Below are 12451 nucleotides of genomic sequence, written 5' to 3' on the forward strand. Positions count from 1 at the left end.
ATACCCTTTTTTGTATTTCTATATCGTTTTCGGCCTATACATTTGCGATATGAAAATCAAAAAAGCAAACCTGTTAGTACTGCAAATTCTATTTGTGATTATTATAATCGGAATGAGCTTATTGCTTTTCTACTTTATCTAACATTAACCTTAAAACCAAAAAATGAATGTTGACAAACCAAAAAATCAAATCGTTTAAATGGTTTTTACTGGTAGCTTTTTTACTGGTAAATATCGTGATGAATGCACAGGAACGAAAAGTTACCGGAAAGGTAACTTCAAGCGAAGATTTACTGGGCCTTCCTGGTGCAAATGTCTATATTAAAAACTCCTCTGTTGGAGCTTCTGCAGATATGGATGGAAATTACACTGTTATCATTTCAGAGAAAAATCCTGTTTTAGTTTTCAATTTTGTAGGTTATCAAACAGTTGAAATTCCGGTAGGAAATAAAACTGTCATAAATGTAAGTTTAAAACCAGATACGAAAAATCTTGATGAAGTAATTGTAGTAGGTTACGGAACCCGTAAAAAGAGTGATATTACCGGTTCTGTATCTTCTGTAACTGCCAAAGAACTTACTGCTTATCCTGTTTTAAGTGCAGAACAAGCTTTGCAGGGACGTGCAGCCGGAGTTTCGGTACAATCTAATAACGGTGGTGAGCCTGGTGCTCCTGTTAAAATCAGAGTCCGCGGCGGTACTTCGATTAATGCAAGCGGTGATGCCCTTGTAGTAGTAGATGGTTTTGCAGGCGTTTCGATGCCGGCACCTCAGGACATTGCTTCTATCGAGGTTTTAAAAGATGCCTCGGCAACGGCAATTTACGGATCCAGAGGTTCAAACGGAGTTATTATGGTTACCACTAAAAAAGGAAAACCAGGAAAACCGGTAATTGAATTCAGCAATTCTACTTCGGTGCAGTCCGTAAACAATAAACTGCATTTACTTAATGCAGATCAGTTTGCGGCGTATAGAAAAAGTTTTACGACACATACGCAGGGGCCTGCAAATACAGACTGGCAGGATGTTATTTACCGCGATGGAATGATCTCGAATACACAGTTGTCCTTTTCGGGCGGTTCTGAAAATGTGAGGTATTATGTTTCCGGAACCTATTTCAATCAAAATGGAGTTGTAATTAATTCCGGAATTGACAGATATACAATTGTAGGTAATCTTGAAGCCGACTTATCTCCTAAATTTAAAGTAGGTTTAAACACGTTTACAAGCAAACAAAACAAAGACGGAATTGTGAGCCAGACAGGAGCCGGCGGTACGGGTGCTGCGGGTGTAATTGCTTCTGCTTACAGATTCATGCCGGACAAAGGAATTTATAATGCTGATGGAAGTTTTACTACCACAGCTCCAATTGGTGATGATATCGACAACCCGTATGCTACAGCTATGGAAAACATTCTGGAAACCGTTTCTATCGTAAACAGAAATAACTTCTTTGCCTCCTATCAAATTACAAAAGACCTTAATTTTAAAACTACTTTAGGTTTAACTGATACTAATTCGCAGACCGGAAGATTTATTCCTTCAACTTTAATTGCAGGAAAAAATATCAAAGGAGAAGCTTCTGTGAACAATACCAGATTTTCTTCTTTCCTTACAGAGAATTATTTGACTTTTAAACGTGAAATTATCGACCGAGGAGTTTTAACGGTTCTGGGTGGTTACTCGTACCAAAAAAACAAAAACGAAAATTCGTATGCCGCTTCGAGAGGATTTTTAACAAATACCAATTCTTACCGAAATTTAGGAGCCGGAACCGTGTTCTTAAAACCGGATTCGGGATTATCTGAAACAGAATTAATTTCGGCTTTCGGAAGGTTGAACTTTGATTATGATGATAAGTATTTACTAACCTTTACGGCCAGACGAGACGGTTCTTCCAGCTTTAGTAAAAACTACAAATACGGAACTTTCCCTTCGGGAGCAATTGGATGGAATATTGGTAAAGAAAATTTCTTAAAAGACAGTAAAACGGTTTCAAATCTTAAATTGAGAGCAAGTTATGGTGCAACTGGTAACCCGTCTATTGGTGCTTACTCTACTCTTTCCCGTTTCTCTGAAATTTATTATGTAAGCGGTGACGTAATTGTAAATGCCGTACAGCTGACTTCATTAGATAACCCGAATTTAAAATGGGAAACTTCATATCAGCAGGATTACGGGATAGATTTAGGTTTATTTGATAACCGAATCAGCATTACAGCCGATTATTATAAAACAATCACGAAAGATTTATTGTTTAACAGACCGCTTCCGGGAGTTTCCGGAATTGCTTCTCAGCTTCAAAACGTTGGGGAATTAGAAAACAAAGGATGGGAACTGGGTATTAATACTAAAAACTTTATCGGTGCTGATTTTACATGGTCTACAAACTTTAATATTTCATCAAACAAAAACAAAGTATTAAAATTAGCAGATAACAAAGATCTTTTAATCAACTCTGCTCCGGGCCACTTTTTGGCAACAGAATCTCAGATTTTAAGAGTTGGACAGCCGGTTGGTTCTTTCTTTGGGTTTATTTATGATGGAGTAATTCAGCAGGGAGAAGCCGTTTTACCGGGGAACTTTGAAACTGTTGCCGGAGGTGAAAAATTTAAAGATTTTAACGGTGACGGAAAACTGGATTCTAATGATAAAACCATCATCGGAAATCCAAATCCAGATTTCATCTTCGGGTTCAATAACGATTTTACCTATAAAAATCTGGATTTAAACATTTTCTTTCAGGGATCAGAAGGAGGCCAAATCTTAAACTATACTTTAATGGAATTGGCATCAGGAAATAATAACGCTACAACAGAAGTTTTAAATTCATGGACACCAACCAATACAGATACGAATGTGCCTGTTAATGCGGCAAGAACCAAGAGAATTACATCAAGATTTGTATATGACGGAAGCTACATTCGTTTAAAAAACATTTCATTAGGTTATAGTTTAAGCGATAATATTGTTTCAAAAATGGGACTAAACAAGGTTCGCTTTTACATTAGTGCACAAAACCTCTGGACCATTACCAACTATCCCGGAACTGATCCTGAAACTAGCTACTTAAACGATAATAATTCAAGAAGCAACACCAATTTAGGATTAGATTATGGCGGTTATCCAAACGTGAGAACGTTTACAATGGGTCTTAATGTAAAATTTTAGTCTAATAAAAATACTATGAAAAAATATATAGCTTTCCTATTCTTCGGAACACTCGCTTTTTTTGGATGTTCTGATCTGGAAGAAAAACCGGTAGGTATCATTCGCCCAGAGAACTTTTTTAATAATACAGATGATCTGCAGGCAGCAGTAAACGGAGCTTTTGCAAATATTGCACATAATAATTATTGGGGAAGAGAATTTACGATCGCCCTGATGCTTCGCGACGATATGGCCGATATTGGCGACAGAACCACTCAGGCGGCGCGAATCGATGTAAATGATATGAGCATGAACGACACCAACGCTCTTGTAGCGAATTTTTGGCCGCAGTCGTATGTTATTATTACAGCCGCAAACCAGGCAATTGAAGGCGCTAAAAAAACACCCGGAGATCCTGCCAAAGTAAACGCAATTGTGGCTCAGGCTTATTTTGCAAGAGCTTTTACCTATTACCATTTAGTGCGCCTTTTTGGAGACATTCCCTACATTGATTTTGTAGTAAATGATGTGGCTCAGATCAACTCTTTAAGCAGAACAAAAGAAGCAGATGTTTACCCAAAAATTATAGCCGATTTAGAATTTGCCAAACAATGGCTGGAAGACAAACCAAAAGTAAAAGCTGTTCCGGGAAAAGGTACTGCGGCAGGTTATTTAGCTTCAGTTTACCTGACTTTAGGAAATTACCAAAAAGCTTATGACGAAGCCAAATTTGTAATTACTAACGAAGCGAAGTTTGGTTTAGGTCTTGATGCTGATTTTCAGGATTTATTTAATGCGACAAAAACAGCTTCCTTAAAAGAACCATTATTTACAATTGATTTCAACAACCTGACTTCCGGAAATTATGGACAGGATTATACCGCATTTTTTACCGGTTCCTTAAAAGATGACAGTTACAGCTACGGACAAGGGTTTTCTGTGGCCGTTCCATCGCTCAAAGTATTCCAAACCTGGGATCAGAGAGATTACAGAAGAGCTGTGAGTTTTGATACTATTATCAGAAAAAAAACAGGCCCTGGTGGCGCTTTGCAGGTTTATCCTTCAAGCGATAACGAAAAAGCACCTCGTCCGCATATTGCTAAGTATTTCCGTTTTCCGGGAAAAGCCGGTGCCAACGGAAGAACCTCGCAGCACAATTACATCACAATGCGTTTTGCAGAAGTACTGCTGACGGCCGCCGAGGCTTTAAACGAAATTACGCCGGGAACTACAGAAGCTGACGGATATGTAAACCGAGTGCGCGCAAGAGCAAGAAATAAAGCAGGAAAACTGGTTTCGTTTCCGGCAAATGTAACACCGGGTTTATCTCAGGCTGATTTTAGAAAAATGGTAATTGATGAAAGAAGATTAGAACTGGCTTTTGAATATGTACGATGGTACGACATCAAAAGACTTAAAAATGGTCCGGAAGTATTTGGCCCTGCAGGTCTTGAACCCCATGCCAATTTTGATCCAAACAGAGATTACTTATGGCCGCTGCCGGGAACAGAACTGGCCATTAACCCAAATTTAAAACCAAACAATCCCGGTTATTAAACATTAAAATTAATTAATCCGTTGACTATAAATACATTTACCACATAGAAACATAGCTTTTAAACTATGTCTCTATCTGTTAAAGTACACAACAGGTTACATTAATTAGTAAGAGATCGCCATGATTCAGCATTAAATTGAAAAGTGACGATATCATATTCCATTAAAAACATAATACCTGCACATGAATAAAGTTAGTTTCATTTGTTTAATTCTTGGGTTTGCATCGCTGGCAACAGCATGCAGGTCCGGGATTAATACCCAAACAAAAAACACAACAGCGGCAAACAGTCTTCTGGAAACGCGTTACAAAATGTTACTCGATTATCCGGTTGATTCGATGTCTATGCCCCGAAGTATGAATATCAAAACCAATGAGATTCGCAAAGTACCGTCTAGAGACTGGACAAGCGGTTTTTTTGCCGGCAACCTCTGGCAGTTGTACCGGTTAACAGGCGACTCAAAATATAAAGAACAAGCTCAAAAATGGACGCCTTTCAGCAAAAAAGAAAGTGTCAACAGTAATTCGCATGACGTAGGTTTTAAAGTGTTTTGCAGTTTTGGAGAAGCCCTAAAAGTGGAAAACAAGAAAGAATACGAAGCCGTAATTATTAAAGGCGCCGAAACTTTATGCACAAGATTCAATCCAAAAGTGGGTTCTATACGTTCATGGGACTTCAACAAAGAAATTTGGGATTATCCGGTCATCATCGATAATATGATGAATCTGGAACTGCTTTTTGAAGCTTCTAAAATATCAGGAAATCCAAAATACCGCGACATAGCCATTAAACACGCCAATACGACACTCAAAAATCAATTTAGAGAAGACAACAGCTGTTATCATGTTATCGATTATGACCCGAAAACCGGTGCGGTGAGAAAGAAAACCACACTTCAGGGATATAATGATGATTCGGTTTGGGCACGCGGCCAGGGATGGGCTGTTTACGGTTTTACTATGGCTTATCGCTATACCAAAGACGAAGCTTATAAAAAGCAGGCCGAGGCCACCGCAAAGTTTTTTATGACAAATAAAAATCTGCCTGAAGACGGAATTCCTTATTGGGATTTTAAAGATCCTGGTATTCCAAATTCGGCTCGAGATGTTTCTGCTGCTATGGTCATGGCATCGGCATTATATGAATTATACGGTTATACTAAAAATCAAACTTATCTGGCTTTCGCCGATAAAATGATGGCATCGGTGCAAACAGACAAATACATTTTAGATTCTAAAATTAAGGCTCCGTTTTTATTCGATCACAGCACAGGAAACTGGCCGAAACACGATGAAATTGACGAACCGATAATCTACGCCGATTATTATTTTCTGGAAGCTTTAATAAAGGTGCAAAGGCTCAAAGGTTCAAAGTAACAAAGGTTTTGAATCTTTGAACCTTTGAGCCGGAAAAACCTTTGAACCTTTGTAACTATGAACCTTTGTAACTATGAATAAAACGAATAAAACTTTTTCAATTTTTGCGCTTTTTGTTTTTTTTCAGATTTGTCTGAGCAGCAGTTTTGCTCAGACAAAGATGAATATTAACGACAATTGGCTGTACTTAGAAAACCATACCGCAAACCTCAGCGAAGCAGAAAAAAACACCAACTGGACTAAACTTAACTTACCGCATACCTGGAACGCCGAAGATGCAACCGATTTAAATCCGGGTTACAGACGCGATGCCAGCTGGTATCAAAAGAAATTAAATATTTCGCAGATCGACAAAAACAAAGTCTATTCTTTATACTTTGAAGGTTCAAACGTGACCACAAAAGTATATGTAAACGGTAAAGAAGCCGGAGGTCATATTGGCGGTTATATAGGTTTTTCAATAGACATTACCAACTTGATTAAAGAAGGAAACAACGATATTTTTGTCCGCGTTGATAATAGTTACGACATCGAAATTATACCGTCGCAGAAAAGTGATTTCTTTATTTACGGAGGAATCACGCGCGATGTATGGCTGATATCGAAATACAAAAACCATATCGAAAATTTAAAGATTACAACTCCCGAAGTTTCGGCTAAAAAAGCTTCGGTACAAATCGTTTCTTCTTTTGTAAATCCCGAAAACTCCAAAGATCTATCGTTAACCGTAACCCTTAAAACTCCAAAAGGGAAAAAAGTTGCCAGTAAAACGATTCCTGTTACTGATAAAACGGCTTCAATAACATTCGAAAACATCAAAAACCCAGAGCTTTGGGATACCGAAAAACCGAATTTGTATCGTCTTACGGCCGTTTTATCAGAAAAAAATCAAATTAGAGACAGCGTTTCTGAAAAAGTAGGTTTCAGATGGTTTGAGTTTAAAGATCACGGTCCGTTTTATTTGAATGGAAAACGTTTATTAATCCGTGGTACACATCGTCATGAAGAACAAGCCGGAGTCGGCGCTGCGATGACCAACGAGCAGCATTGGGCCGATATGAAATCGATAAAAGATATGGGTGCCAATTTTGTTCGTCTGGCACATTATCCGCAAGATCCGGAAGTCTACAAAGCCTGCGACGAACTTGGTTTACTCGTTTGGGACGAACTGCCTTGGTGTCGCGGCGGTATTGGCAATGAGGTTTGGAAAACGAATACCAAAAATATGCTGGCCGAAATCATCAATCAAAACTATAATCATCCAAGTATTATAATCTGGTCTCTTGGAAACGAAATGAACTGGCTTCCTGATTTTCCTGACGGCGATAATACAGAAAAAACAAATGTCATTTTATCCGAGTTAAACGACATTGCTCATAAATTAGATCCAACCAGAAAAACAGCCATTAGAAAGTATTACGAAGGTTCGCATATTGTAGATGTGTTCTCCCCTTCTATCTGGTCTGGCTGGTATTCCGGAAGTTATAAAAGCTACCAAAAAGCAATTAATGTTTACAAAAAAGAATACAAACACTTCATCCACGCCGAATATGGCGGTGACAGTCATGTGGGACGCCACAGCGAAAATCCGGTAACGGGTGAAAACGTCATAAAAGCCGAAGGCTGGGAAGAAGCTATTGTGCAGACAAAAGTGGCCAACATTGCACAAATTGGCGACTGGAGCGAAAATTATATCGTTGATTTATTTGACTGGCATTTGCATATATCCGAGAATGATCCTGACTTTGTGGGTAATGTTCAATGGGCATTTAAGGATTTTGCAACGCCGCTGCGTCCGGAAGACGATATTCCGTATATGAACCAAAAAGGACTTACAGACCGTAACGGGAATCCAAAAGATGCATATTATGTTTTTAAAAGTTATTGGGCAAAAGAGCCTTTCGCCTACATAGAATCGCATACCTGGACAGAACGACAAGGACCTGAAAATACCCCGAGAACAATCAGCGTTTTCAGCAATTGCGAGAAAGTAACTTTATTTCATAACGGAAAATCTCTTGGCGAAAAACAAAGAAATCTTTCGCTTTATCCTGCAAATGGATTAACTTGGGATGTTAATTTTTTAAAAGGCGAAAATACGCTTTTGGCAATTGGTAAAAATAAAGATGGCAAAACCGTTTCTGATACCCTAAAAGTCAATTATCGTTTCAATAAAAATGATACTGCCTCATCCTTACAATTATCTGCCGAGAAACTAAAAAACGGCAATTATCTGGTAACAGCAATTGCTATTGACAATAACAATTTACGTTGTCTGGATTATGAGGAAAGTGTTTATTTTCAATGCCTAAAAGGCGGTAAAACCTTAAAAAACCAAGGAACTCCAACGGGAAGTGAATCTATAAAAATGGCCAACGGAAAAGCTGCTATCGAAGTAATCCCGGATGGATCAGGCGCTCCAATTGAAATGACGGCATTGAACCAGAGTTTTAAAGGTGAATACTTGAAGATTCCTGTTAATTAGCTTAACCGCAAAGTTCGCTAAGGTTTACACAAGGTTCGCAAAGTTTTTTGCCACAGATTAAAAGGACTAGAAAGATTTTGTTTCACGCAGTCCCGATAGCTATCGGGATGCAGATTGAGCAGATTTTTTACAATCCTATTACTGAGTCTGGTTTGTCATCCTGAGGAACAAAGTATCTCACGCGCCGCTCGACAAAAATGAGAATGAATTAAAACAATCAATTAAACTAAATACTTATGAAAAATAGATTTTTTTGCATCATCGTTTTAGTATTGACAAGTTTTGCAGGCCATACACAAGTAGTAACCTTAAATGCCGACGGCCCTGACGGAATAGGAACTTATGAACTCATTACAAATGCATTAGCTCCTGGAACAGCAAACGGAGCGATTGAAGCTCCAGATGCAATTCATCCTGGTTTTGGACGTCATATTGCCGAGGTTTTTGATACGGAACTAAACAAGAATGTTTTTGAGTTTTATTCTCATGTGAGTAATACGCCTCCGGATAATGAACCCGTAGCGGGAAAAACGGACAGACAGCGTGTTGAGATTAAATCGTATGCCCCTTCTCCGGATAATTTAAAAGCAGTAATTGGCGAAACCGTGCAATATAAATGGCGTTTTAAAGTGCCGGCGGGATTTAAACCTACGACAAGTTTTACACACATTCATCAGGTAAAAGCAGTAGATGGCGATGATGACGATCCTCTCTTTACTTTAACGCTGAGAAAATTATCCAACGGAGGAACGCGATTAGAATTAATTTATGATAAAGATGCTGCAGCCGCAACTATAAAATATCAAAATCTAAACATGTCTTTGTTTGAAGGAATTTGGGTAGAAGCCGTAGAAACCGTGAAGGTTGGATTGCAGGGAACTTATTCCATAACGATTAAAAAAGTAAGCGACGGAACGGTGTTAATGGATTACAGCAATGCTAATATTCAAACGATTCGTCCTGCTTACACATCGTCAGCCGGTGTTGTATATGCAGCAAATTCCTTTATTCGACCAAAATGGGGAATTTATCGCAGTCTGGCCGATATTGCCAATATGAGAGACGAAGCTATGCGTTTTTCTGATTTTAGCATTGAAGAATTGAACACTTTATCTTCAAAAGAACATGCAGAAGAAAAAGCATCTATACAATTTCCAAATCCTGTTGGAGACAAATTACAGCTGTCGGAAGTTATCTTAAATCAATATAACGGATTACGAATTTACGACAGCAGCGGCAAACAAGTTATTACCCATGATACCCTATCTGAAAATGTTAATATATCGTCTTTAAAATCGGGGCTTTATATTATCAAATTCAAAAAAGAAAATACCTTTTCGAAAGGTATAAAAATGATTAAAAAATAAATATTACAAATGAAAAAACTAATTACCCTTTTACTGCTGACATCAGCCTATATTGGCCAATCTCAAGGTTTAATCTCCAATGTGCCAAACCGAAATACCACTTCGTTAAACGGTGTTTGGAATTACATTGTTGATCCCTACCAAACTGGTTTTTACAGCTTTCACCTTGACCAATACGACAAACAGGAAAAACCGGCAAAAGGAGCTTTTTTTACTAATTATCATGCGGCAAACAAACAGGAATTAGTAGAATATGATTTTGATAAATCACCCACAATAAATATTCCGGGTGACTGGAATTCACAAGTTCCGGAACTGAAATATTACGAAGGAAATGTCTGGTTTAAAAAGTCTTTCGATTACAATCTGACCGCTAACAAACGTCTTTTTGTGTATTTGGGAGCCATCAACTACAGAGCCGATGTGTATTTAAACGGAAAAAAACTAGGCACTCACGAAGGAGGTTTTACTCCGTTTAATTATGAAGTTACTGCACTCATAAAACCAAAAGACAACTTTTTGGTTATTAAAGTAGATAATACCCGTCATAAAGAAGATGTGCCGACCGTTAATACGGATTGGTGGAATTACGGCGGTATTACACGCGATGTTACTTTAATTGAAGAAGAAGCTTCTTTTGTGGAAGATTATACTATTCAGTTGAAAAAAGGAAATGCAAATGTTATTTCTGGATTTATAAAAATCAACAATTTAGATCCGGCAAAAAATCAGGTTTCGGTTTCCATTCCGGAATTAAAAATTAATTACAAAGGAAAAATTGGTGCTGACGGAGTTTTAAATTTTGAAATCCCAGCCAAAAAAATCTCCTACTGGTCACCTGAAAATCCAAAATTATACGATGTTTTCATCGATTATAATGGACAAAAATTAAAAGATAATATCGGGTTCAGAACAATTGAAACGCAGGGAGACAAAATCTTATTAAACGGAAAACCGGTCTTTTTAAGAGGAATTTCCATTCATGAAGAAAATGCCAAAGGCGGACGAGCTAATTCTGAAGAAGATGCTTTGCGTTTACTAAACTGGGCAAAAGAATTAGGCTGTAATTATGTTCGTCTGGCACATTATCCGCATAACGAAAACATGGTTAGAGAAGCTGATAAGATGGGATTAATGGTCTGGGAGGAAATTCCGGTTTACTGGACAGTAGAATTCACCAACAAAAATACATATCAGAATGCCCAGGATCAATTAACGGCTGCAATCACCAGAGATAAAAACAGAGCCAGTATTGTAATCTGGTCTATGGCCAACGAAACTCCGGTTTCTGATGCCAGAAATACTTTTATAACAAATTTGGTAACTCATACAAAATCATTAGATAATACAAGATTAATCAGTGCTGCTTTATTAACGCATAATGGAAAAATTGATGATAAAATTGGGGAATCGCTTGACATTATTGCTTTCAACCAATATTTAGGCTGGTACGGCGGTAACTTAGAAAATGCTGAAAAAACATTCTGGACTACACCATACAACAAACCTGTTTTTGTTTCTGAATTTGGAGGAGATGCAAAAGCTGGTTTTCACGGAGAAAAAAACGAGCGCTGGACCGAAGAATATCAGGAATATTTATACATTCAGAATTTGAAAATGATCGAAAAGATTCCTCATTTGAGCGGAACCAGCCCTTGGATTTTAGTTGATTTCAGATCGCCAAAACGATTACTTCCAGGGATTCAGGATGGTTACAATCGTAAAGGTCTAATTTCAAATGACGGTGAAAAAAAGAAAGCTTTTTACATCATGCAGAATTGGTATGCCAAAATAAAAAAAGAACAAAACTAAACGTAAGCTATTACCAATTCATTAACAAAAAACAAATTATTTTTATATGATTTTTCTTCATTATTAACTTACTTTGTAGTTATTCTAAAAATTGTAATCCTATGAAAAAATTATGTTTAGCGGCACTTACTTTATTTGCTGCGTTTACAGTTCAGGCACAAGATGTGGTGAAATTTGCACCGCTTGATGCAAGTCCGGTTGATATTTCTTATTTTCCAAACAAGGCTGTTAAATTCAAAAAAACTGACAATCCTAATCCAGTTGTAAAAGTTACTTATGCAAGACCTTCTGCAAAAGGGCGTGCGATTTTTGGTGATGTTGTAAAGTTTGGTGAAGTTTGGAGAGTAGGTGCAAATGAAAACACGGAAATCAAATTTTACAAAGCAGTTACAATTGGAGGAAAAAACATTCCTGCAGGAACGTACAGTTTATTTGCTATTCCTCAAAAAGACAAATGGACCATCATTATTAATAAAGAATTGGATTTATGGGGCGGATATGCTTATGATGAAAGCAAAGATGTTGTGAGAGTTTCAGTTCCTGTAAAACCAGTAAATGAAGTAATCGAAGCTTTGTCAATTGCTTTTACTTCTCAGGGTTCTACAGCTAATCTGGTTATTGGATGGGATAAAACAACCGTTGAATTGCCAATTACGGTTAAATAAGTTTTAATGATATATGCCGCGAAGGCTCAAAGTCGCAA

At 37.7% G+C, this 12451-nt stretch carries 7 protein-coding genes; all 7 read left to right on the forward strand.

The window, feature by feature from the left end; genetic code table 11:
- Positions 1–167: 167 nt before the first annotated feature.
- The 7 genes from BKM63_RS20320 (at position 168) to BKM63_RS20350 (ending at position 12413) form a co-directional block, all read left to right on the forward strand.
- On the forward strand, positions 168–3170 hold the full coding sequence (locus tag BKM63_RS20320; RefSeq protein ID WP_071638402.1) for a SusC/RagA family TonB-linked outer membrane protein: 3003 nt from the start codon (positions 168–170) through the stop codon (positions 3168–3170).
- Positions 3171–3185: 15 nt separating this feature from the next.
- Complete coding sequence (locus tag BKM63_RS20325) at positions 3186–4706, forward strand: RagB/SusD family nutrient uptake outer membrane protein (protein WP_071638403.1); 1521 nt, start codon at positions 3186–3188, stop codon at positions 4704–4706.
- Between the two features lie 184 nt (positions 4707–4890).
- Positions 4891–6084: a glycoside hydrolase family 88 protein gene (locus BKM63_RS20330; protein WP_071638404.1), complete on the forward strand. Its 1194-nt coding sequence runs from the start codon at positions 4891–4893 to the stop codon at positions 6082–6084.
- A 160-nt stretch (positions 6085–6244) separates the two neighbouring features.
- The gene (locus BKM63_RS20335) at positions 6245–8569 is read left to right on the forward strand and encodes a glycoside hydrolase family 2 protein (RefSeq protein ID WP_242661202.1); all 2325 of its coding nucleotides are present in this window, start codon (positions 6245–6247) and stop codon (positions 8567–8569) included.
- Positions 8570–8805: 236 nt separating this feature from the next.
- Positions 8806–9936: a T9SS type A sorting domain-containing protein gene (locus BKM63_RS20340; RefSeq protein ID WP_071638406.1), complete on the forward strand. Its 1131-nt coding sequence runs from the start codon at positions 8806–8808 to the stop codon at positions 9934–9936.
- A gap of 9 nt (positions 9937–9945) precedes the next feature.
- On the forward strand, positions 9946–11748 hold the full coding sequence (locus BKM63_RS20345; RefSeq protein WP_071638407.1) for a glycoside hydrolase family 2 protein: 1803 nt from the start codon (positions 9946–9948) through the stop codon (positions 11746–11748).
- Positions 11749–11849: 101 nt separating this feature from the next.
- Positions 11850–12413 carry a DUF2911 domain-containing protein gene (locus tag BKM63_RS20350; protein ID WP_071638408.1) on the forward strand — a complete coding sequence of 188 codons (564 nt, stop codon included), beginning with the start codon at positions 11850–11852 and terminating at the stop codon, positions 12411–12413.
- Positions 12414–12451: the final 38 nt, after the last annotated feature.

The sequence above is a fragment of the Flavobacterium johnsoniae genome (assembly GCF_001879205.1).
In the GTDB taxonomy this organism is placed as follows: Bacteria; Bacteroidota; Bacteroidia; order Flavobacteriales; family Flavobacteriaceae; genus Flavobacterium; species Flavobacterium johnsoniae_A.